Source organism: Lysinibacillus alkalisoli (assembly GCF_014643595.1).
Classification (GTDB): domain Bacteria; phylum Bacillota; class Bacilli; order Bacillales_A; family Planococcaceae; genus Metalysinibacillus; species Metalysinibacillus alkalisoli.
On record NZ_BMJT01000015.1, the window covers coordinates 16,829 to 41,562 of the forward strand.

Below are 24,734 nucleotides of genomic sequence, written 5' to 3' on the forward strand. Positions count from 1 at the left end.
TATACGTTTGACGCGCCTAAAAGTTCAGTATTTTTTATAAGTTCCTTATAAAAAGCGCCATCCTATTTTTTAAAGCCATTTTCAAAAACAAATTATGGTAAATAATAACCCCCCTTATTTTTTCCATAAAGCCGTATAAACACTGACTTTATCGGTTATAAAATGTTGTCATCTATACTTCATTTTGCTCGTTCATCTAAAATTGTTCTAGGTTATTGCTTGCATTCTTAAATTATTAAGTTACAATTATGGTAAATAAAGGAGGATGAAAATTTTATGAAGAAAAGATTTAGCTTTTTAGTAGCCATGCTTTTTGCTTTACTAGCTATACCATTGTCTGTAGCAGCCAGTGAAAACACATCTCGTGATGGGCAACCATTACAAAAGTTTGAAATCGAAAACATTGTAGATGTAACAAAACCTTTTAAAACAGAGGATGGCGAATTCGTTGATATTATGGAACACTTCAACAGTCAACCAAGCTTCATTGCACCTCGTATTATTATTGGTCCTGATGGCCGACATAAAGTAGCTGACCCATCTGTTATGCCTTATCGTGCCATGACATATATTATATTAGAGTACAATAATTTTGTATCAAGTTGCAGTGGCACCATTGTCGACAATTATAAAGTGCTAACGAATGCACACTGTGTCGTTGACAAAGATACAAAGGAAACACCGAAAAAAATCACCGTATTCACACAAATGCAAGATAATAATTATGTGCATTCTTACAAAGCCGTGAGTTCACATTATCCAAGCACGTACAATGGCAATACGGATGTTGACTATGCTGTGATTCTTTTAGATCAAACAAGTAGCACTGTACCAGGTATCGCTAATGGGAAAACACCTATTAAAACAGTAACCAACCTAACGAATAATCAAGCATTAAAAGTGTATGGTTACCCTGGTGATAAGTCGCCTGTAAGTCTATGGGGTATGTCAGGTAATTTAGAGAGCCAAACAAGTACAATTGCTTATTATAATATGGATACTTATTCAGGTCAGTCTGGCTCTGGTGTATTGAATACATCAAATGAATTAGTAGCTGTTCATGCAGCAGGCTTCTCAACGACGAGTGGCTTACGTTATAATGGTGGCCCAAAAATGACAAGTACAGCTGTGAATTTTATTAATAGCTTCAACTAATAGCAAGATAAAAGAGGCTGGAACAAAACCTGCCTTATAAATGAAAAGCCCTTGAACTTTTATATTACATAAAAGTTCAAGGGCTTTGATTTTTGTGGTTAAGAAAGAACACTTTCTGTTAAAATAAATTCACCTTTGTGTGAAAAAATCCATCGTACGTTACCAAACTAACCTTATCGAAAAATCGCAGGCGGTGTATGATGAATGATTTACCCAGTCGATTATTCCAGCAATTCAACGTGAAAACGAAGAAGACCTGACCCTACCTGAACTTACCCAAGTCATTGAGGCTGTCAATAAGGTCATTAAAGACATTGATCAATAGATCGAAGCATAGACAGATGTGCCAGAAAGAAAACACCTATGTCATCAACGTAAATATCTGAAAGCTATGTGTAAAACATGGGCAGTTAAAAGCCGGATATAACGTACAAATTGCGACCGAAGGGCAATATACCCTCGCTTATCAGATTTCCCCAAACCCTACGGACACCCTGACGCTATGCCCTTTTCTGAATAAAATTGAAGCGAACTATTTTATATTACCGCAATATATTGTAGCAGATGCGGGCTATTGCAGCGAACAAAATAATGATTGAATTAAGTTCAAAATTGATATCTGAAACAGATTGAGATTTGATTGTTCCATTGTGTTTTTTTGAAGGGTACGAGATGCTACGGATATTAGTCAGCGCAATTTCCTGACCTACAGAGGGATCGTCAAGGAAATGCGGAAAATAAACAGCCATTGGAACTTTATCGTTTATAGACGAAAACAATTAAAAATAGCCTACTCAAACATTAATTTGAGTAAGCTGTCTATAAAACAGTAGTTATTTGTAATATCAAGATGAATTCTCGTTTCTTACAATCAGATATTAAAACAGTAGAATTGTCTTAGGAAATGGGAGGTCTTTATATGAGAGAAATTGTAATATTAAGTGCACCACTCAAAATAAATAAAAAAGACCCATTTATGAGCCTGTATAATTAAAGTTCCTACACCAAAATCAACAGAGGGCCATATGGAATGAGCTATTGTCATCTTACCACATCTGAACGTTCGAAAATAGAAGATTAGGATACGCTTGTCGTGCCATTACACGTCATCTGAATCGTTCTCATACAACGTATTTCTCATGAATTAAAGCGACTGAATGAATGGCCAGCTGAAAGGCACAAGGGCACGCAGAAGAAAAAATACGGTGCGCGTTCCAAGTGTGCCAATGAGTTGCGTGACATCATCGAAGAAAAACTAAAAGCGACATGGTCTCCTGAACAGATTGTTGGTTCCTTGCTTCAAGGAAAACTAGCGTTCAAAACAATTATTGCTGGCTCTATTCAGAAAAATTTCGCGTGACGCTTCAAGTACTTCGCCAAAAAGGAAAACGTCAGGCGCCACGCGAAACACGTGGTCGTTTCAACGTTGATACCTCTATTCAGTAGCGCCCAAAAGAAGTCAAAATGCGTGAAACATTTGGCCATTGGGAATGAGATACCGTCGTTTCAGCGCATGGTACGAAAGGATATATCGCGACGTTCGCCTAGCGAAAAACACGTTTCTATGTCGGCATTCAACTACCGAATCGCTCAGCGCAATCGACGAAATGGGCCATTGAACAGCTCATGTCGCGTTATCCAAGACAATGTTTTCAAACGTTTACGACAGATCAATGAAAATAGTAATGGTCTTTTACGTGAATTCTTCCCAAAACGAATGTATTTGGGCAACTCCCATCATCGAACATAGAAAAAGCACTTTCATTGATCAACAATCGAACAAGAAAGTGCCTCAACTGGAACACCGCGCAGGATTCATTTGAATATGAAGTAATGCAGTTAATTTAACAATCTATCATGAAAAGAGGGAATGGATTTTGGCATCACCCAAAAGAGAGAATTTCTACCAATAATGTGTCGTGTTCATCGCGAATTTACTTGTACTAGAAATCGAACAACCATTAACATTTCGACATGTTTTACAGAACTTACACGATAAATGTAAATCAGGTATAGCTATCACTTTCAAATCGTCACCTATTTTTTGCACGCTTTTTATTTTTAAAGGGATTGCATCATTTATCTTTTCAATCCCCTCTCCCGCAAAGGAGGTTGGGGCAACTTTTCCACCAATAAGCTTAGGGGCAAGATAAACAATAACTTGTTGAAACAGCTGTGCATTTAGGAAACTCGCATTAACCGCTGCTCCACCTTCAACTAGAAGTGATCGAATGTCTGCTTCCCAAAGTATTTCTAATAACTCTTTAATTTCTATCTTTGTTTTTTTGATATTTAATATTTTTATCCCTGCGTGTTCGAGCAATTGCTTTTTTTTCTCGTCAATGTCGGTTCCGGTTATTACCCACGTAGGTGCTTCTTGGTCTGATATCACTCTTGCATCTTTAGGAATCCTAAGGTGAGTATCTAATATGATTCTAATCGGGCTTTTCCCACCATTTCTCAACCTTGTTGTGAGGCTCGGATCATCTTTTAATATTGTATTAATTCCTACCAATATTGCGTCATGTTCATGGCGAAGCTTGTGAACATCTTCTCTTGCTAACTCTCCACTAATCCATTTGCTTTCTCCTGTTGTTGTTGCTATTTTTCCGTCTAAGCTAGTTGCAGATTTTAAAGTAATGTATGGATATTTTTTTGAAATGTTGTGAATATAAAACTTATTTTGTTCTTTAGCTTCTTGTTCCAAAAGTCCAACTTCAACCTCAATACCTGCACCTCTAATTTTTTCAATCCCTTTTCCTGCAACTTTAGGATTGGGATCCATTGTAGCGACAAAAACTTTTGTAATTCCTGAGTTTATCACGATTTCTGAACATGGAGAGGTCTTCCCAAAATGATCACATGGTTCTAATGTGACATAAAGTGTTCCGCCTTTTGAATTAGACCCAGCCATTTGAATTGCATGAACTTCTGCATGTGGTGTTCCAGCCTTAAGATGGGCACCAATTCCTACAATTTGATTTTCTTTCACAACGATAGCACCAACTACAGGATTAGGAGATGTCTGGCCAGTTGTCCCCTCAGCTAATTTTAACGCAATTGCCATATATTCTTCATCATTCATATAATTCACTCCCGATTAGACAAGATCAGCTAAGAATTTAATATTTATAACTAGTAAATTAATAATTCTTCGATTCGTTGATTCATTGCATTGCTTCTCTTTTCAATACTTAGGTTAATAGGATTTATTACATTGACACTACCGTCATAGGAAACAGCAATAACAAAATCATCTAGATTAGAAATACTGCTAATACCGTTGCTTGCAATTTTATTTCTTGCTATTATACCTTCCGATAGTTCCACACTAATTACATTCCCCCAATAGTCTCCTACAATTACCGTCGTATCATTATAAAAACAAACAGATTTCAAGGACTTTTTACCAAGAGTATAAGAGTGCAATAAATCCCCTGTTTCAAAATCATAGAACTTGATTGAAAAATCCCTTGATACACTTGCTATAAGTTTTCCAGAAGGTGAAATATCTACATCATTTATAATAGCTGAATGTCCTAAATATTTTCGTAACTTGTTTCCGTAAAAATCCCATGAAAGTAATTCCCCTTCTGCTGAGCAACTAACTCCCATTGATTTATTCGGATGGAGGCGTAGAGCTTTTACTGCACCACCATGAATACTCATTTTCTCTATTATTTCACCTGTGTGACTAACACGAACGATGGTTCCACTATAACACCCTACGAAAGATTCACGTTCGTAATTAGGATGGTCAGAGATTCTAATAGTGTTTACAGGACCTTCACCAAGGAATACATCAATACTTTTATTTAATTGTCCATCTTCATTTTTAAAGATATGTATTCTTTGGTTATGTGCTCCGCCCACAACTAATTCATATTGTTGGTTCATTGCTAAACCATTCATAAGAAATCTTCCCGAAGAAGGTTCATAAACACTAAAATCATTTAAATCATTTAATTTAGTTAGCCTAACATATCCATCATCACTAACAAGTGCGATTTCGCCTTTTGCATTTGTAGCTACATCATTAAAACATGGATTTCCCTTATGTTCCTCCTGGATCCCAACTCCATTGATGAGTTCACCTGTTTTCGCATCCCAATATAAAACTGTACCGTCAAAAGTTCCAGCAAACACTTTTTTTCCATCGGTTGAAAAATCTAAAGATCGCTCCCATTTAACTGGATTTTGCTGCAAACTAGTTTTAAGCTCAAGCGATTTAGAATCCCAAATCAGGATTTTTTGATCATATGCTGACGATAGAATATCTCCGTTACTAGGTGAAACTGCTACCTTTTTAATACCAGAAGCATGCCCAGGAATCTCTTTTATTAAATCACCATTTATTATATTAAAAATACGAATATATCCATCATCACACCCTAAGATAACTCGTTCATTTTTCAAATCAATTGCACAGGTATCCGTTTCTACATCAAAAGGACCCCACATATATACTAGTTTTCCAGTTTGTAAATCCCATACGCGTAGCGTTTTATCATCACCAGAAGAGTACAATTTTCCATCGTAGTATGCCAAAGATAGAACGTCTTTTTCATGCCCTTCGATTACTCGTAAAATCGCTCCTGTTTCCAAATTCCACACTAAGATACGTTGATCACGAGAAGCAGAAGCAGCTGTTTTATCATCTATGAACACAAATGATTCAACATCGTCACTATGCCCTAGTAAAGTTTTTTGTAATGTTAAAGTCTTAAGATCCCAGATTTTAATTGAATAATCAGCTGAACAGGAAGCACCTTTTGTGCCAAGGTTATTTACTATTACAGTATTAGCTAAATGGTCATGATACCCAATTAATTTAACTTCTTTAGTATCAATATTGAACCAACCTATCGCACTATCATATCCTGAAGTTATTACAGCATTGCTGTTTGGTATGTGGGCAACTCCAGTTACAGGTCCTCTATGTTTTGTAAACAGACCATTTTCATTAGACATATTAATACCATCCTTTTCTATTTAAGTTTTTTACTATATCATTACTGTTCTTTTACGTGTAATCTTCCGCTAAGCGAAATCCCATTACATATATATCCTTAGGGAAATGTCCATGTCGACGTTTACATCGAGCCAAATCCTTTAATCTTGTAAAACTGCCTCCTCGTGCTATTCGATAAGAGCCAACTTTATTTACTAATTCATCTATAATTTCTTTTCCCCCCGGGTAAGGTTTATAATAGTCTGCTACAAACTCCTCTACATTTCCAGCTAAATCAGCTACTCCAAAATGCGAATTTCCCTCGGGAAACATACCAACAGGACTACTAATTAGAAATCCTGTTTCTACAACATTTGAGTAATCTTTTAAGTATTGATTACCCCAAGGGAAATTATTTTGTTGTGAACCGCCAGCTGCATATTCCCACTCAGCCTCAGTTGGTAGTCTAAATCTCCGGTTAGTTTTCTTAGAAAGCCATGTAGCATAGTTATCTGCTGTTTCCGGGGATATTGTATATACAGGATGGTTACTATATTCAAATGGATATCTACCAAATTTCCATGATGAGGGAATTTCTGCTTTAGGGTTTTCTTTTAAGTATGATAAATATTCTTTATTTGTTACCGGATATTTTGCAATCATAAATGAAGAAATTTGTATCTCATATTCCGGACACTCTTTCTGAATCCATTCTGGTACAATACCTGTTTCTTTATATAATTCAACAATTTCTTCTACTTTTGAATAAGCCAGCCCTAATTTCACCTTCCTGCCTGGTACTGAAATCATACATGGTTTAAAGGGGTCAACGCGTGGATCGTCTAATAGAGCTAATAGCATTCCAGCAGCATAGCGGGTTTGTAATTCTATATTGGGATCTTCAATCATACTAATTAGAACTTTATTTGGTTTATATCTTAAAACTTTGATTTGTTTCTGCAAATTCTCTAGGACAGTTGGTATATAATGGTTCGGTAATCCCATAGCTTCACGGTCATTAAGTTCGTTCATCTTATCTTTATATTTGGTTAGTAAATTATTCATACAAAATTCCTCTCCAATGAATTTTTATTTGTAATTGACCAACATATACTGCTAACATTGACCAACATATACTGCTAACATGGTTCATCCTTTATTGTTTGATCTAGATTTGTAAGTAAATAGTAATAATAATAATGAGGATACTAAAGTGAGAAGAGCTAATGTTAAATAGCCATATATCACTTTGTTTTGACTAACAAAAAAAGTAGTAATAATAAATATAGTTAGGGCTTGTAATAAAAGTTTTATTGAATCAAAAGTAACTGTGATTCTCCCCATATATTCATTTTCTATATTTTTGAACATATAGTCTTTTCTGAAAATTCTTGATGAAGAGTTTGAAACCCCCCATAATATACTTGCTATGAAGAAAATCGTAACATTGGGATAAATGTAAATAACAATTGAACCTAAGCTGAATAAAAACAAAAACAAAAACAATGCTTTTACAGTACTTAATTTTTTTGTAACCCACATTGATAGTATTCCACCTAATATAGCACCTACTGCATACAAGATATTTGCTATACCAAGAACTTCAGGACCCTTATTCAAGAACTGATATATAAATATAGGTTCTAAGTAATTCATAACAATTACCGCGATATTTGGTGAAATACTAACAAAAAGTACTAAAGTTAGAAAGAAAGGCTTTGTTGACAAGTACTTTATTCCAAGAACAAATTCCTTTATCGGTTTTTCTTGGCGTTTCCTATCTAAAATAGCCGTTTCTACATTCTCTTTTTCTTGGTAAGGGATAAAACTAATCAAAAATGCTGAAATAATAAATGTAATTATATTGATAATGAGTACGAGATTAAAAGATACTGAGCCTATGATTAATGCGGCTAATGCAGAGCTAATCATTAACGCAGTCTGCCCTTGAACTTCTAAACTGCTGTTTACTTTGTTGTATTCACTCTCTTTAAATATTTCTTGAGAAAGTGCAGCTAGAGTTGGGTATTTTATTGAATCATAGAGATTTAAGTAAATAATTAATACACTTAATAATAGTATCTTTAAAAATAGTAAATCCAATGAATAAAAAATCATAAATACAATTAGAACAATTACACCAGTGACTTCTAAATAGAAAAAGATTTTTTTTCTGGAGTAACCGTCCACTAAAATTCCAATATATGGAGTTATAAGAACGATAAATAGCATAATGAAGATTGAAAGATAACCATATATAACAGCCTGATTTAATTGATCTATTAATAAAAAGATTATTAAATAGCTACTAATCCCAATTCCCACTGTAGATACCAAGTTAGCTGCTAAAAGCAATTTTAATTTTTCCATAACCTCTCCTGCCAGCATCTGTAGAGTTTTAATTTAGATTTGTAAAATAAGGTGAGATGAAAGATTTCTATCCCACCCAAAAATTCTATTAAAGTTAAATAAATCTATACTCTCTTATTAAATCTATCCCTTGACCATGAACTCTATACGCTTGAATGAACCCTGTATTTCCTCCTATGATTAAATAGTCTGCGTTATCGTGTTGATAATGATACATCGATTTTACATAATCCGGGATTTCATTTTCTAATAGTCCCACTAGATTTTCTGTCTCATAGTCATAAATTCCAACTTGGTATCCGTAACTACCGATAAATACGAGATTATTTATTTTCACAGCATCTTCACGAGTGTTATAAATAATATCACCAATAAAAGATTTAACTACAGTATAATTTTCTACTTCAATTTCAATAAACCCAAATTCCCCACCGACAATGGTTAGAAGGCCATCCTTTAAGTATAATCTTTTTGGATATCCACCTAACTCAATAACATCTCTTTTTGGTTTCCAATTTTCATCTAATACATGCAATTTCCCGCCTGAAGTACCTACTAAAACATCGTTATTATTATAACTACATACATATACAGAAGAATCGAAATACTGTTTCTTTAATAGCTCTCCTGTATCTAAATCCAGCTCTTGTAAGCATCTATTATCAAGGCCGACAATTAACTTTTTTAGTGATTCACTACAAGCAAAGTTTTTGGGTAAAAACTCTAAATGTGTATACCAAAGTATATTTCCCTTCGCATCAGCTCTGAAAACGATATTATCTCTAGATAGTGCAATGAAATGATCGTCTTTTAACAATAATAACTTATGAATTAATCCAAAGTTATAACGATATGAGACTATTTTCGATAGATTTATATCATTATCAGATACATGATCTATTTTAAAGATAGATACGCCCGAACCATCTGGTGCATAAATTATCGATTCATTATCAGGTTTAGGAACAAAACCCCAATAACATACATAAGAATAATCCAACTCTTTTAATATTTTTCCAAATTTATTAACCTTTATCAACTCACCTGATTGTAATAAAGCTAAAATTTCATTATCTCCTAAAGAAATAGCATAAGAGATTTGATGGTTGAATGGTCCTAAAACCCTCTTAAGTTTAAGATCTTTCTCCTCGTTGTTATAAACATATATCTTTCCATCAAAACCTCCAGTATAAACTTCCGAATACGATGGATCAAAGAAGATGAACTCTACATCGTCAGTCGTGAACGGGTAGTTTACTATTGATAGGTCATTATAGTCTAACGTGACAATACCATTTACATTCCATGCTGAAATACCAATTCCAAAATCTTGAGTTGCAATTAATCGATCATGTCTTTTATCGTATTTCACTACATGAACACTGCCTTCATCTACTTGAATTGATTTCTCGAACTCCATCTTTTCAAGATCACCAATAAATACATACCCTTCTTTATCAGATAAGAAATGTTGGTTATCGAACTCCACATTAATACAATCAATAAAAGTTGTCTGATTAGTTGGGTGTTCCATGGTGCTTTCTATTGTAAGGGTATTTTTATCGATTTTGAGAAGCTCTCCAAAACCGTTTGTTGTATATAAATAGCCGTTAAACAGGGCAATACCTCTTGCTGTTCCAGGTGAAGGAGATTCAGCATCTCTTCTATTGCTCAGAGTAGCAGTATCTAGAGTTTTAATTCTGGTTAATGTATCAATATCAAACATATTAATAACGCCAAAAATATTTCTGGTATATATATATTTTTCACAACTTACAATACAATAAATTCTATTTAAATCGAGAGGGGCAATAGAACTAGCTATTACGTTTAGATCCCGATCCAATTTATGTATTCTGCCTTGAGAGTCTGAAGCAATAACAATATCGTGATAAGTATTATATTCAACTCTTATTAGTCTACTTAACATTTAATGATCTCCCTTTTTTTGAGAACCACACCTGCATAGTGTAGCTCTATTTTCCCATTTAGATAGTTTTGACAAGATTAAATTTGAGGACCACACCTAAATTGGTATGGTCCTCTTTTTGGGATTACTTTTTCGCATTAATAAGTCTGCGTTCAGGCTTTTTGAAGTTTTCGAAGCTCATGATATCACCTCCTTAAATATTTTTGACAAGTCAGAATAATCTATATATACTAGCCACTATAGATTAGCATTAATGTTAATCTAATGCAATAATTTCAATAAATTTAAAAGTAGGTAAATTTTGGTTTTAAAAATATAAAGATAAGGAGTTTTATTATGATACTTATTTTATCCGGTAGTCCTAGGAAGAATTCAATTAACAGCGGCTTAGCTAAATATATTCAAAATGCATATGAACAGTATAATGTTGAATCGTTGATTTTTGATCTATCTTCAACACAGCTTCCCCTATTTACTGACGAAGAAAGTGATTATGATAATGAAAATGTTCAAAAGCTATTAAAATATGTTGAAAAAGCCACAAGCATTGTCATTTGTACACCCGAATATCACAATGCCGTGAGTGGTGCTTTGAAAAACTGTCTAGATTTTTTAAACAGAGATCACTTTTTTAACAAAAAAATACTAATGTTTGTAGCTGGATGTCATGGTAAAGGTGGAATTAACGCACTTAATAATCTAAGGTTAATTATGAGAGGTGTGGCAGCTGATGTTAGTCCACAGCAACATGTAATAGATGGAGAATACTTTGATGAGGAACAAAATTTAGTACATGAAGAACATCAATTAATAGTCAAAGAACTTATATATTCATTAGTGCAATTTACTGAAACAAAAGTTTAAAGGAGGCATATTTTGATACACATTGACAATCAAGTTTTAAGTATTTTATCTAAAAAAATTGAGACAATAAAAGTGGATATTGGTTATATCTATTTAATTGGGCCAATTATGCTACCACTCGAGGTAGATGGAAAAAAAGAAATGTTTAATTGGTATAGTTGGTTGCATTGCGAACTGCTGTATTCTCATATTGAATTAATTGAGAGTCTCCCAAACAAAAAATTAGCACATTTACAACAGTCGAGCATTTTAACATTCGGTGATTTTTCAAATTCTGAAACGGCATTGTTAAGATTGCATTCAATTTGCCATACTGGAGATATATTTGGAAGCAGTCGTTGTGATTGTGGTTTCCAGTTTCAAATGTCATTAAGAATGATAGTAGAGAATAAATCTGGTGCGTTGGTATATTTATCAAATCATGAAGGTAGAGGGATTGGATTATTTAGTAAGGCATTGGCTTACCTTTTACAAGATGGAGGTTTTGATACGGTAGAAGCTAATAATCTTTTGGGTTTCTCGGATGACTTGAGAGACTACTCTGAAGCAATACAGATAATAAAATCATTAAGAAAAAAGTCAATAAGTTTAATAACCAATAATCCCTTAAAATTAGAACCATTTAGAAAGTACGGATTAAATATAAAAGAAAGGATTCCTTTGTGGGGAGGACTCTCTGAATACAACGAAGATTATATACTGAAAAAAATTAATAAATCTGGTCATATTCCATTTATCAAACTTTAAAGTTTATGTATAATAAGGCTGCGAGAAGGAAAAACGAAAAGCACAGAAAGGGATTGCTCACCCCTGATGTTAGACTTTATTTAATTCGAACACTTATCACTTTAGTATTTGAGTGATTTAAGCTGCATAGAAGCATTGTGTCATCGCAAATATGCGATGGCATTCTGTTTATAAAGTGCTTTGTCAACAGAATGCTGTTGGGACAAAATCTGTCTTATAAATGAAAAGCCCTTGAACTTTTATATTATGTAAAAGTTCAAGGGCTTTGATTTTTGTGGTAAGGAAGCGTTCACACCATTTCTTCGAAATGGGGACTGCCCAGCTTACCATCCTCGTATGATGCTAAAAATTATCCTTTGTGCATACACGCAGTCCGTTTTTTCAGGGCATAAAATGGAAGCGTTACTCAAAGATAGCCTACGTATGATGCGGTTGGCGCAAGAATATGAACCGAGCTATCGTACGATTAATTGTTTCCTTGTGCATGAAGACATGAAGGATTTACTTCGACAATGCTTTGTCCAATTCCGTTGCCAACTGGTCGAAGCGAAACAGATAGATAACGAAGCGATTTTTATTGATGGCACGAAGATTGAAGCCAATGCTAACAAATTCACCTTTGTGTGGAAAAAATCCATCATACGTTATCAAACTAACCTCATTGAAAAATCGCAGGCGGTATATGATGAATTACTTGCCCGGGCTATTATTCCAGCGATCCAACGCAAATATCCAAAAGTCATGTGGAAAACATGGATTGATCTTGCGTTACATAAACAAAAATACGCCAAGGCTATGACGATTTTTGGCACAAGAAATAGTTATACGAAGACAGACCATGATGCCACTTTTATGCGAATGAAAAAGGATTATATGAGAAAATGGACAATTAAAAGCAGGGTATAACGTACAAATTGCGACAGAAGGACAGTATGTGCTCGCCTATCAGATCTTCCCAAATCCCCCGGATACGTTGACGCTACTACCTTTTTCGGATGAAATTGAAGATAATTATTCTACCTTACCACATCATATCGTCGCAGATGTAGGGTATGGCAGTGAACAAAATTACCATGATATTCTCAACAACTATAAGCGCGAGGCGCTTATCACCTACAATCTTTATCGGCGAGAACAAAAGAAAAAGTATCAACAAAATCCTTTCAACACAGCCAATTGGACATATGACGAAACCACAGATACCTCTATACGTGTCCGAATCAACAAACATTAGTGTTTCATTCTCCTTCGATACGAACCGATCGAAATGGTTTCACCCGAACATTTAAGGTGTACCGATGTAAAAATTGTATAAGTTGCCCTTTCCGTGCGTCCTGTACAAAAGCTAAGGAAGGCAATCATCATACACTACTTGTGAATGAAAACTGGGAAAACCAAAAAACCTATATAAAAACGAAGCTTTCAGATGGAAAAACAGCAGCGATTTATCGAAAACGTAAAATCGATGTCGAACCTGTTTTTGGCCACTTGAAAGCTAATTTGCGTTTCACTCTCTTTTCCTTTGGCTGAAAACTCGTTATATCACAACCTCTTTTAGATGTTTATGGTGCTGGAATAACTTCCACGCCACCCATATAAGGTTGTAATACTTTAGGAATGGCTACTGAGCCATCCGCTTGTTGGTAATTCTCTAAAATAGCAGCTACTGTACGTCCAATTGCTAAGCCAGAGCCATTTAAAGTGTGTACATACTCTGGTTTTGCTTTTGCATCACGGCGGAAACGGATATTGGCACGTCGCGCTTGGAAGTCTTCAAAGTTTGAACAAGAAGAAATTTCACGATACGTATTTTGCGCTGGAATCCATACTTCTAAATCGTATTTCTTTGCTGCTGTAAAGCCTAAATCTGCTGTACACATACTCATTTTACGGTAAGGTAATTCTAATAGTTGTAATACTTTTTCTGCATGACCTGTTAATAACTCTAATTGTTCATATGATTCTTCAGGTTTAACAAAACGTACTAATTCTACTTTATTAAACTGGTGTAAGCGAATCAAACCGCGTGTATCACGACCGGCTGAACCTGCTTCTGAACGGAAACATGCACTATATGCGGCAAAAGCTTGTGGTAACATCTCATCTGATAAAATTTCGTTATTATAGAAATTTGTCACAGGTGCTTCAGCAGTCGGTATTAAATATAAGTGATCTTCTGTTAATTTAAAAACATCTTCTTCAAACTTAGGTAACTGCCCTACACCGACTAAACTTTCTCGATTTACAATCATTGGCGTTAACATTTCTTCATAGCCGTGTTCTGTGCTATGTAAATCCATCATAAAGTTAATCAGTGCACGTTCTAAGCGAGAGCCTAAGCCACGATAAAATACAAAACGGCTCCCCGCCACTTTAGCACCGCGTTCAAAGTCTATAATATTTAACGCTGTACCTAAATCCCAATGCGCTTTAGGTTCAAAATCAAATTGAGGCACATCGCCCCATTGTAAAATTTCTACATTATCATCTTCTGTCGTCCCAACAGGCACACTTTCATGTGGGATATTCGGCAGACGCATCATCATGTAGGTGAATTTTTCTTCTACCTCATGTAAGGCATCGTCAAGCGCTTTTATTTCATCGCCTACTTCACGCATACGTGCAATCGCTTCGTCTGCATTTTCTTTATTGCGCTTCATTTGAGAAATCTGCTCTGATACTTTATTGCGCTCTGCTTTTAATTCTTCCGCTTTTACAATTAAAGCGCGACGCTTTTGGTCTAAGTCCTCAAAGTCATCTAAATTTCCTAAATCTTCATTGCGCGTTTCTAACATCTTTTTTACTGCTTCAAAATTGGCACGTACGTATTTAATATCTAACATGTCTTTCCCTCCAATAAGTATTATGCGAATATAATTTTAAAAACAAAAAAAGCCCCCATCCCTATGAAGGGACGAGAGCTACCCGCGTTGCCACCCTAATTAATTAGCCAGCTTACTCATAGCTAATTCTCTTCTATACATAACGGCTTTTCAACCGGCTACAGCTTACTATTACTTCAACTGAGCAACTCAAGGACGGATTCACAAGCGCTTTTATTAGCTCACACCAACCGCTAACTCTCTTAAAAAAACGTATTTGTTACTGCTTCCTATCTTCGCATTCATATATGAATTTGCATTAATTGTACTATAGGTCTTTTTTTTTAGCAACTTTAGGATAAGTAATCTCGGAATGAATCCTTTATAATCAAGTTGAGGTGACAGAAATGCAAAGAGCTAAAATTTTAGTCGTGGATGATGAGCAAGAAATTGCTGACTTAATTACATTACACTTAGAAAAAGAATTTTATAACGTTACTACCTTTTATGATAGTAACCAAGCTTTACGTGCCATTCAATCTCAAGACTTTGATTTATTAATACTTGATATTATGATGCCACAATTAAATGGTTATGAGCTTGCCACTGAAGTGCGAAAAACACAACATATGCCTATTATTTTTGTCAGTGCTAAAACATCCGACTTTGACAAAGTACACGGATTAGCCGTTGGTGCCGACGACTATATGACAAAGCCTTTCACACCGATTGAACTCATGGCACGTGTAAATGCACAGTTGCGCCGCTTCACAACCTTTAATACACCAAAATCAGCTCACACTACATTGCAATACGGTGGACTAACCATTTCTTCTTTAGAGCGGTCTGTCACACTATTTGACGAGCCTGTTGATTTAACGCGCAAAGAATTTGATATTTTATATTTACTTGCTAGCCACCCTAAAAAAGTGTTTAGCACTGAGAACATTTTTGAAGAAGTATGGAAAGAAGACTATTTTGACAGCGCTAATACTGTGATGGTACATATTCGTACCTTACGTAAAAAGTTAAAAGAAACGAAGAAAAATCAATATATCAAAACCGTATGGGGAGTGGGTTATACATTCAATGATTAAATTACGAAAAAGCTTTCGCATGCAGATGATTGGTTGGTTTGGTGTTAGCTTATTATTATCAGGTGTCGTCACATGGTGTGTATTTTTAAGTTTACGTTGGTATTACCGCAAATATGTAAAATGGGAAGACTCGCTAGCTAGTATACGTTTATTTATGCGAGAAATTGGCGAGATTAATGTGTTTTTATTATTATTTATCCCGTTAGCTTTCGTCATATTTTTCTTGCTTACTAAAAAATATACGGCATACTTCCAACAAATTTCACAGGGCATTCATCACCTCGCTAATGGCGATTTTACACATCAAGTCATACTAGATAAAGAAGATGAATTTGGTGAGATTGCTACTGATATTAATCGTGCCTCTTCTATGTTGCAAGCTGCTATTGCACGTGGTGATTTCTCTGAAAGTAGTAAAAATGAGTTGGTGGTTAATCTAGCTCATGATTTACGAACACCCCTCACATCCGTGCTAGGCTATTTACATTTATTACAATCTGATCATCATTTAACACCAAAGCAACAACAGCATTACTTACACATTGCGCATACGAAGGCTGAACGCCTTGAGCGACTAATTGACACATTATTTGAAGTAACTCGACTCAATTATGGGCTATTACCTTTGAAAAAAACGACTTTTGATGTAGGGCACTTATTATTACAATTAGCGGATGAAATGTACCCTATTGTAGAGCAAGCTCATTTAACTATTCGTACGGCCATTAATGACCCCTTACTTGTACATGCAGATGGTGAATTATTAGCGCGTGTTTTTGAAAACTTATTAACTAACGCTTGTCGATATGGTGTGGATGGACAGTTTATTGATATTACCACCCAGCAACATGCAGAGACAGTTGAGATTGCTATTATTAATTACGGTGCTGTTATTACAGAAAGAGATTTACCTCACCTCTTTGATATGTACTATACGGCTGATCAAGCACGTACTACAGTGGAAAATAGTTCTGGCATTGGCTTATTTATTGCTAAAAACATTATCGAACAACATGACGGAACCATTGATGTCTCTAGCACAATTAAAGAAACCCGCTTCACTATACAATTACCTCGCTATGCGCAAGCTTAAAAATTTAAGAAAGATTTAAACTTTGCCCTACTAGGGATTTAAGTATTTCCTCTTATGATGGTGGTACTGACACTAGAGGAGGCATATTGGATGAAAAAGTGGTTGTTAGCAGGTGCAATTTTTTTAACAGGTGGTTGGTTTGGTACGCAATATCTTTTCGATGTAAAGCCTGCAGCTACTCAAGTTGTAGACACCAATATACATGAGCAAGTTTATCAAGGTGATTTATTATTAGTGAATGAAGACTACCCTGTTAAAGAACCCTTCATTCGCCAAGATATTGTAGATGCAAACACCGTGAACCAATCCAATCACTATGTTGTTTTATACAACAATACATTTGTCTCTAAACATATTAGTGAGCCTTTTGAAAAACTGATGAAAAAAGCAAACGAGGATGGCGTTAATCACTTTGTAATTAGTAGTGGTTTTAGGGGCTTTAAAGAACAACAAAAGTTATATGAGCAATATGGTGATGGCAGTGCTTTACCCGCTGGCTATAGTGAACATAACTTAGGGCTATCTTTAGATATTGGTTCTTCACAAGGCCGCATGGAGGACACAATAGAAGGTGAATGGTTGGCTCAAAATGTTTGGCAATTTGGCTTTGTTATGCGTTATCCTGAGCATAAGACTCATATTACAAAAATTAAATATGAGCCTTGGCATATTCGCTATGTAGGGCTGCCACATAGTGTCATTATGCATGACAATGACTGGGTACTTGAGGAGTATGTGGAGGAGCTCAAACAACAGCAAACATTTCGGACAACAGTGAATGGTATCTCTTATATTATTGAATACTATGATGGTAGTCGGTTCTCTGAAGCGCTATTACCTAAAGATAAAAGCTATACCATTTCTGGCGATAACAAAGGCGGTATTATTGTAGCGATTGCGTCTTAAGATACGAGAGAAAATTTTCTTTTTTGATGGCATGTAATACACAAGCTTCACCAGTAATTTTTTCGATAACTGCTAACTCTTGTGGATATTGATCGCCAACATCAAATGTCATGTATGGTAATTTTTCTTGCGCTTTCCTTGAGCGGATATTGCTTAATTTAGCACCCGCAAAAATAAGCGTAAAACCTCTCTCAGTAAAAGCTTCTTTAAATAAGGCAAGCTTAGCTAATTCATTATAGCCTTGCCCCCAATATGGTTCACCTAGCCATGTACCAACGTGAGCCATATCCCCTTTAATATCTTTTAATGTAATAACACCAATTAATACATGATCCTCATTTAAAATAACACGAGAAATTTGCTTTCCTTGCTGTTCTTCCTCAATAACAGTATGAATGAAATTCTCTGTGCCTTTCCATCCTGTCGCTATATCTGGCAAACCTAAAGCATATTGCACAGCCGTTTTATATGTTAGTTCACTCATTTGTTGAATATATTTGGGATGATGCCTGACTAATGTAATTTTTCTCATGTCTCTTACCTCCATTTTACTGTGTACAATCTTTGTTATTCCTCGTCATTTCTCTCGACGATTGGCCCATACTAATAATAAAAGAAGACTAGTCATGGCCATCGCCATACCGCCATCCCCTGTATGAATATAAGCAGCTAAAGGGACTGCGATAAATCCTAGCCAACCTGCCACTGTAATACTTGCTCGCATTAATACACTACATATAGCAACAATAAGAAATGCAAATAAATAATAAGGCGATAACATCATAATACCACCAAGAAAGGTAGCCACCGCTTCTCCTCCTCGCCAGTTGCGGTAAAAGGGAGCAATATGTCCCATCATAACGCAGGCTAAGCCAACTATGACAAGGAATAAAGGTAGCATTAAATAGTACCCCACACCTACAGCAATCATTCCTTTTATAGCATCTCCTAGTAACGTTAATATAAAAGCTGTACGTCCATACACACGCCCCATATTGCGCGCACCCGGATTGCGGCTTCCTTTTTTTCTAATTTCACCATCATATAAAAGGCGACTCACCCATTCTGCTGTTAATACTGTCCCTAACATATAACAAGCGATTAAGTAAACGCTCCATACCATGTGCTTCACATCCTAATGTAGAGTACCTCTTGTATAATTGCTACCCATTATGACGGAAAGCTAAATAAAAAAACAAGTGATAAAGGGAATTTTTACTTTCCCCTCTATCACTTATTGCCTTACATATCACATAGTTTATAGTTTTCTTTACCAGCCACGTTCTTGCATGCGTTCTTTTGGTGATAATTGATCAATCTCAATGCCCTGCATTGGTGCACCTAAATCTTTAGATAACGCTGCAATTAACGTATAATCTTTAAAATGTTTTGTTGCTTGGACAATTGCTTTAGCAAATTTTTCAGGGTTTTCTGATTTGAAAATACCAGAACCCACAAAGACACCATCCGCGCCTAAAGTCATCATCAATGCTGCATCAGCTGGTGTAGCCACACCGCCAGCCGCATAATTCATCACAGGTAAACGTCCCTGTTCTTTAATTTGTAATAAAATATGATAAGGTGCGCCTAATATTTTGGCTTCCGTCATGATTTCTTCTGGTGTCATATGCACAAGAGCTCTTACTTGCGCATTCACTTTTCTCATATGACGCACTGCTTCTACAATATTACCTGTGCCCGGCTCTCCCTTCGTGCGTAGCATTGCTGCTCCTTCTCCTAAACGGCGCGCTGCCTCACCCAAATCGCGACAACCACATACAAAAGGAATAGTATAGTCGGATTTTAATAAATGAAACTCATCGTCAGCTGGTGTTAATACTTCACTCTCATCAATATAATCTGCACCTAAAGCCTCTAATACACGTGCCTCAACAATGTGGCCAATACGTGCCTTTGCCATAACAGGGATATGAACAGCTTGAATTACTTCTTCCATAATTGTTGGGTCAGCCATTCTTGCAACCCCACCTGCTTTACGAATATCTGAAGGCACTCGCTCTAATGCCATTACAGCTACAGCCCCTGCTGCCTCGGCAATTTTCGCTTGCTCTGCATTAATAACATCCATAATTACGCCACCGTATGGCATTTGTAAATGATCCATCATAAATCCCTCCAATTTGTTGTTAACGTTTAGTATAATGAATATTGACCATATTAAAAGATTCAGATTTCACTATTCTAAAAAGGTCAGGAGGTTATAGAATGGATTTATTGTTATTTTCTTTAAATAAGGAGGATATCACACCGCTCTACGAACAGCTCTATGAAGGAATTAAAGATGCCATTATCCAAAAAAAAATTAATGTTGGTGAAAAGTTGCCTTCTAAGCGTAAATTAAGCGATTTTCTTAATATTAGCCAAACTACTATTGAGTTAGCTTATGCGCAATTATTAGCAGAAGGCTATATTAGTGCTAAAGCTCGTGTAGGGTATTTTGTTGAAGATTTAGATGAGTTACCTTATGTGGAAAAACATACTATCTTACCAAAAACACCTACACAAAAACCTACATACACCTATGATTTCAACCCAAGTGGTATTGATATTGAGCATTTTCCCTTCTCAACATGGCGCAAATATGCACGTGACCTTTATGATACGGCGCATGCTGACCTGTTACTAACTGGAGAAGCTCAAGGTGAATTCGCATTGCGACAAGAAATTGCCACTTATTTGTATCAATCAAGAGGGGTTGAATGCTCCCCAGAACAAATTGTCATCGGCTCTGGTACAGAACAACTTTTACCGATGTTAATTCGCTTATTTGAAGAAGCTACTGTTTTTGCACTCGAACATCCAGGCTATCCATCTGTTGACCGCATTTTACGTCAACACGGCCGTAGCGTCTTTCCTATCAATGTAGATGATGAAGGCATTATCGTCAACGAGCTTGAGAAGTCTAATGCTGATGTTGTGTATGTTACACCATCACACCAATTTCCTACAGGTGCTATTTTATCAGCCACAAGACGCACACAGCTACTCAACTGGGCTGCTGCTTCACCAACACGTTATATCATTGAAGATGATTACGACTCAGAATTTCGTTATACAGGCAAACCAATACCCGCCTTACAAGCATTAAATGGCAAAGATAAAGTTATTTATATGAGTACTTTTACGAAATCATTGATGCCATCATTACGATTAGCTTACTTTGTACTACCTCCATCATTATTAGCCATTTACCAACGTGTTTTTACCTATTACACATCTACCGTACCAAGATTTGATCAACATATCGTAGCTAATTTTATGAGAGATGGTCATTTCTCTAAGCATTTAAATCGTATGCGTAAAATTTATCGTAAGAAACATAATGCCCTTATCGATGCTTTTACACATTATCCTCAAGTTCGCATCACAGGTTCACAAGCTGGCATGCATATTTTGTTAGCACTTGAAGGTAATGAACAACAGCTTTGGCAATCCGCTAAAACACAAGGCATTGGGGTATATCCTTTATCTCAATATTTATTACAACCTGCACATTACGCTGATGCCCGTTTCCTGATTGGCTTTGGTCAATTATATGATATTAACCAAGCAGTAGATGCACTTATGAAAGTATGGCAACTCAAAAAAATAACGCCTCATTCACTGTAATTTGAGAGCTTAGCTTATGATGCTAACATTTAGTACTACTATACAAAAAAGTGGTAATAGGAAATACTACCTTCCCATTACCACTTCTATTACGAGCATGTCTATTTAAAAAATATTACTGACAAAGTTTGAAATTGTTTTCCATACTCGACTAAAGAAATTTCCTGCGCCTTCTGCTGCTGCCTTTGTTTTGTTAGCCGCATGCACATTATCTGTTGCCACTAAATCCACTTGTGGGGGTTGAGCGAGATAGGTAATTTCCTTACCGTCTGCATAGGCTAAATGTGCAGTGCCAACAATGTCGCCTTCTTTAATTTTCCCTTTATGTTGATTAGCTGTTGCTACTACTTTTATTTTAGTATTGGCATGTTTATCTTCATAAAATGGTAGCGCTGTTGCTAATTTCACTTTCGCTTCTTTACCATCAACTTTTACTTGTGTAACAGTATCTTTATCTGCCTTAGTAGTTTTATTGAATGTCGTAAAAGCATAATCAAATAATTCTTTCATTGTGCCAAAGCGCCCATCATACGTACTATTATTATCTTTGTCACGTGCATTTAACACAACGCCAATATAACGTATTCCATCACGTTGCACTGTCCCTACAAAACATTGACCAGCAAATGTCGTATTACCTGTTTTTAAGCCGTCCACACCTTCATATTCATATAAATAACCTGGCAACATATAGTTCCAACTAGTCATTTCAACCATATTTTCGGTGCCTGCCCCAAACACTTTTCGAGGCTGTTTCGTAATGTCTAATACTTCAGGATATGTTTGAATCATATGATAAGCAATTTTAGCTACATCTTTTGTAGACATCACATTCTCGTCAGATGGCCCTGTCCCTGGCAAATGTTGACCTTGTAAATCAACATTGTTTAGCCCTGTAGCATTTACAAAATTAATTTGTTGTAAATCTAACTCTTTAGCCTTCTTTTTAATATAAGGCATAAATGCTTCTTCACTACCTGCTATTTTCTCTGTTAAACCCACTGTTGAAGCATTAGCAGAGAAAATTAAAATAGACTCATACAATTCACGAATCGTATATTCTCGCCCTTCTACTAACGCAACATTCCCTAAACTCATGTCTGTAGATAGCTCATGCACTCTTTTAGACACTTTATAAGTATCGTCCCATTTCAATTCTCCTGAGCGAATATGATCTAAGACAATAAAAACAGTCATCAGCTTACTAACGCTTGCCAACCCTAATGCCGCATCTGCATTTTGTTGATGTAAAATTTGACCTGTTTCTGCATCAATTAAAATAGCGCCATCTGCATTCACACTAAAAGTCTCAGCTGCTTGTACAGGTGGCATCGTACTAAACATTAGTACGAAACTCATTACTATAAGCCACTTCTTCATAATGAATCCCTTTCTGTGAAAAAAGCACTCTCTTAGCAAGCTAAAAGAGTGCTTTGTAATTATCGTGTTGAATAGTTCGGTGCTTCTTTTGTAATTTGAACATTGTGAGGGTGAGATTCTAATAAGCCTGCACCTGTCATACGTACAAATTGAGCCTCTTCACGTAATGCATGTAAATCTTTAGCGCCACAGTAACCCATACCTGCACGAATACCACCAACTAATTGATGAATTGTATCTGTAAGAGGGCCCTTATATGGTAAACGACCTTCAATACCTTCTGGCACTAATTTTTTAGCATCCTCTTGGAAGTAACGATCCTTCGAACCTTTTTCCATAGCACCAACTGAACCCATACCACGGTATACTTTAAAACGACGACCTTGGAAAATTTCCGTTTCGCCAGGTGCTTCAGAAGTACCTGCTAACAAACTACCTAACATTACTACATGGCCACCAGATGCTAGAGCTTTCACAATATCACCTGAGAATTTAATCCCACCATCTGCAATAATAGTTTTTCCTAATTCACGAGCTACACTTGCACAATCATAAATAGCTGTAATTTGTGGTACACCTACACCTGCTACAACGCGTGTTGTACAAATCGAACCAGGACCTATACCTACTTTAACTACATCTGCGCCAGCTTCGTAAAGAGCTCTTGCTGCAGCGCCTGTAGCTACGTTACCAGCAACGATTTCTAATTCTGGATAAGTATCACGAATTTTTCTAACGGTTTCTAAAACACCTTGTGAATGACCATGAGCTGTGTCAATAACAATAATATCAACTTGTGCTTCTACAAGTTTCTTTACACGGATTTCCGTATCCTTAGAAACACCTACTGCAGCGCCTACTAACAGTCTTCCTAAATCATCTTTAGCTGCATTCGGGAACTCAATTACTTTTTCAATATCTTTAATTGTAATTAAGCCTTTTAAAGTACCATCTTCAGATACGATTGGTAATTTTTCAATTTTATATTGTTGTAAGATTTTTTCTGCATCGTCTAATGTCGTACCAACTGGTGCAGTAATTAAATCTTCTTTCGTCATAACATCATCAATTTTTAATGAATAGTCAGAAATAAAACGCAGATCACGATTTGTAATAATACCAACTAATTTTAAGTCCTCTTGGTTATTTACAATAGGAACACCTGAAATTTTATATTTGCCCATTAAATGTTCAGCATCAAATACTTGGTGTGTTGGAGTTAAAAAGAATGGGTTTGTAATAACACCATTTTCAGAGCGTTTTACTTTTTCGACTTCTTCAGCTTGGTCGTCAATACTCATATTTTTATGAACAATGCCTAAGCCACCTTGACGTGCCATTGCAATAGCCATTTTAGACTCTGTTACAGTATCCATACCTGCACTCACTACAGGTACATTTAATTTAATTTTCGGTGTTAATTGCACAGATAGGCTTACATCCTTTGGCAATACCTCTGAATGAGCTGGTACTAATAATACATCATCAAATGTTAAACCTTCTTTAGCAAATTTTGTTTCCCACATTTCGTGAACTCCTCCTAGTTTAAAAGAATATTATTCATAAGATTAACAATGCGTTGCTTTACTGTCAAGAAAGATTAGAAAGAAAGATTATTCCGACTATTGAAAGGGATTACAAAGTGGGTTTTATTCCACTTTATAGAAGGTTATTAATAAAAAATTATATAAAAAAAGTATACTGATTAAAATCAGTATACTTTAGTGCCTAGCAACGTTCTACTCTCGCAGGACCTACGTCCAACTACCATCGACGCTAAAGAGCTTAA

Annotated in this window: 17 protein-coding genes, 4 pseudogenes and 1 other annotated feature; of the genes and pseudogenes, 10 read left to right on the forward strand and 11 right to left on the reverse strand. The window is 35.9% G+C overall.

The annotated features are described in order from the left end of the window. The first annotated feature begins 276 nt into the window (after positions 1–276). From IEW44_RS15185 to IEW44_RS16085, 3 genes and pseudogenes are all read left to right on the forward strand, one after another. Entirely contained in the window at positions 277–1,155 is an 879-nt protein-coding gene (locus IEW44_RS15185; protein WP_188615916.1) for a trypsin-like serine peptidase, read from the forward strand. 395 nt (positions 1,156–1,550) lie between these two features. Then, positions 1,551–1,745 (forward strand): annotated as a pseudogene (locus IEW44_RS15190) (transposase); the annotation flags it as partial. Positions 1,746–2,185: 440 nt separating this feature from the next. Next, a pseudogene (locus IEW44_RS16085) lies at positions 2,186–3,003 on the forward strand (IS30 family transposase). A gap of 166 nt (positions 3,004–3,169) precedes the next feature. On the opposite strand, the pseudogene ribD reads toward IEW44_RS16085, so the two are convergent. From ribD to IEW44_RS15215, 5 genes and pseudogenes are all read right to left on the reverse strand, one after another. Further along, positions 3,170–4,240 (reverse strand): annotated as a pseudogene (gene ribD / locus IEW44_RS15195) (bifunctional diaminohydroxyphosphoribosylaminopyrimidine deaminase/5-amino-6-(5-phosphoribosylamino)uracil reductase RibD); the annotation flags it as partial. 50 nt (positions 4,241–4,290) lie between these two features. Next, positions 4,291–6,126, reverse strand: a complete 1,836-nt coding sequence (locus tag IEW44_RS15200; protein ID WP_188615918.1) for a WD40 repeat domain-containing protein — start codon at positions 6,124–6,126, stop codon at positions 4,291–4,293. A 52-nt stretch (positions 6,127–6,178) separates the two neighbouring features. Next, positions 6,179–7,171, reverse strand: coding sequence for a formylglycine-generating enzyme family protein (locus IEW44_RS15205; protein WP_188615919.1), 993 nt, complete (start codon positions 7,169–7,171; stop codon positions 6,179–6,181). Positions 7,172–7,255: 84 nt separating this feature from the next. Further along, positions 7,256–8,476 (reverse strand): MFS transporter, encoded by a 1,221-nt coding sequence (locus tag IEW44_RS15210; protein ID WP_188615920.1) that lies wholly within the window; start codon positions 8,474–8,476, stop codon positions 7,256–7,258. A 94-nt stretch (positions 8,477–8,570) separates the two neighbouring features. Then, positions 8,571–10,406 (reverse strand): WD40 repeat domain-containing protein, encoded by a 1,836-nt coding sequence (locus IEW44_RS15215; protein ID WP_188615921.1) that lies wholly within the window; start codon positions 10,404–10,406, stop codon positions 8,571–8,573. A 336-nt stretch (positions 10,407–10,742) separates the two neighbouring features. On the opposite strand from IEW44_RS15215, the gene IEW44_RS15220 reads away from it, so the two are divergent. From IEW44_RS15220 to IEW44_RS15230, 3 genes and pseudogenes are all read left to right on the forward strand, one after another. Beyond that, positions 10,743–11,270 (forward strand): NADPH-dependent FMN reductase, encoded by a 528-nt coding sequence (locus IEW44_RS15220; RefSeq protein WP_188615922.1) that lies wholly within the window; start codon positions 10,743–10,745, stop codon positions 11,268–11,270. Between the two features lie 21 nt (positions 11,271–11,291). Further along, positions 11,292–12,017 (forward strand): GTP cyclohydrolase II, encoded by a 726-nt coding sequence (locus IEW44_RS15225; RefSeq protein ID WP_373286143.1) that lies wholly within the window; start codon positions 11,292–11,294, stop codon positions 12,015–12,017. A 279-nt stretch (positions 12,018–12,296) separates the two neighbouring features. After that, positions 12,297–13,538: pseudogene (locus IEW44_RS15230) on the forward strand (IS1182 family transposase); the annotation flags it as partial. 41 nt (positions 13,539–13,579) lie between these two features. Here the strand turns inward: IEW44_RS15230 and serS are convergent. Further along, positions 13,580–14,860: a serine--tRNA ligase gene (gene serS, locus IEW44_RS15235; RefSeq protein ID WP_188615923.1), complete on the reverse strand. Its 1,281-nt coding sequence runs from the start codon at positions 14,858–14,860 to the stop codon at positions 13,580–13,582. A 64-nt stretch (positions 14,861–14,924) separates the two neighbouring features. Continuing rightward, positions 14,925–15,145: a binding site (T-box leader), on the reverse strand. Between the two features lie 101 nt (positions 15,146–15,246). On the opposite strand from serS, the gene IEW44_RS15240 reads away from it, so the two are divergent. From IEW44_RS15240 to IEW44_RS15250, 3 genes are all read left to right on the forward strand, one after another. Further along, the gene (locus IEW44_RS15240) at positions 15,247–15,936 is read left to right on the forward strand and encodes a response regulator transcription factor (protein WP_188615924.1); all 690 of its coding nucleotides are present in this window, start codon (positions 15,247–15,249) and stop codon (positions 15,934–15,936) included. Continuing rightward, a complete protein-coding gene (locus IEW44_RS15245) occupies positions 15,929–17,029 on the forward strand; it encodes a sensor histidine kinase (RefSeq protein ID WP_188615925.1) in 1,101 nt (366 codons plus the stop codon). The genes IEW44_RS15240 and IEW44_RS15245 overlap by 8 nt, the downstream gene beginning before the upstream one ends. Positions 17,030–17,119: 90 nt before the next feature. Then, positions 17,120–17,935: a M15 family metallopeptidase gene (locus IEW44_RS15250; RefSeq protein ID WP_188615926.1), complete on the forward strand. Its 816-nt coding sequence runs from the start codon at positions 17,120–17,122 to the stop codon at positions 17,933–17,935. Here IEW44_RS15250 and IEW44_RS15255 read toward each other — a convergent pair. The 3 genes from IEW44_RS15255 to pdxS form a co-directional block, all read right to left on the reverse strand. Beyond that, on the reverse strand, positions 17,913–18,467 hold the full coding sequence (locus tag IEW44_RS15255; protein WP_188615927.1) for a GNAT family N-acetyltransferase: 555 nt from the start codon (positions 18,465–18,467) through the stop codon (positions 17,913–17,915). The genes IEW44_RS15250 and IEW44_RS15255 overlap by 23 nt on opposite strands. 45 nt (positions 18,468–18,512) lie before the next feature. Then, positions 18,513–19,058, reverse strand: a complete 546-nt coding sequence (locus IEW44_RS15260; RefSeq protein WP_188615928.1) for a glycerol-3-phosphate acyltransferase — start codon at positions 19,056–19,058, stop codon at positions 18,513–18,515. 147 nt (positions 19,059–19,205) lie between these two features. Beyond that, positions 19,206–20,060, reverse strand: coding sequence for a pyridoxal 5'-phosphate synthase lyase subunit PdxS (gene pdxS / locus IEW44_RS15265; protein ID WP_229704267.1), 855 nt, complete (start codon positions 20,058–20,060; stop codon positions 19,206–19,208). Positions 20,061–20,161: 101 nt separating this feature from the next. On the opposite strand from pdxS, the gene pdxR reads away from it, so the two are divergent. Then, positions 20,162–21,565, forward strand: coding sequence for a MocR-like pyridoxine biosynthesis transcription factor PdxR (gene pdxR / locus IEW44_RS15270; RefSeq protein ID WP_188615930.1), 1,404 nt, complete (start codon positions 20,162–20,164; stop codon positions 21,563–21,565). Between the two features lie 105 nt (positions 21,566–21,670). On the opposite strand, the gene IEW44_RS15275 is transcribed toward pdxR, so the two are convergent. Together IEW44_RS15275 and guaB are read right to left on the reverse strand one after the other, a co-directional pair. After that, on the reverse strand, positions 21,671–22,924 hold the full coding sequence (locus IEW44_RS15275; protein WP_188615931.1) for a D-alanyl-D-alanine carboxypeptidase family protein: 1,254 nt from the start codon (positions 22,922–22,924) through the stop codon (positions 21,671–21,673). Positions 22,925–23,004: 80 nt separating this feature from the next. Continuing rightward, on the reverse strand, positions 23,005–24,471 hold the full coding sequence (guaB, locus tag IEW44_RS15280; RefSeq protein WP_188615932.1) for an IMP dehydrogenase: 1,467 nt from the start codon (positions 24,469–24,471) through the stop codon (positions 23,005–23,007). Positions 24,472–24,734: the final 263 nt, after the last annotated feature.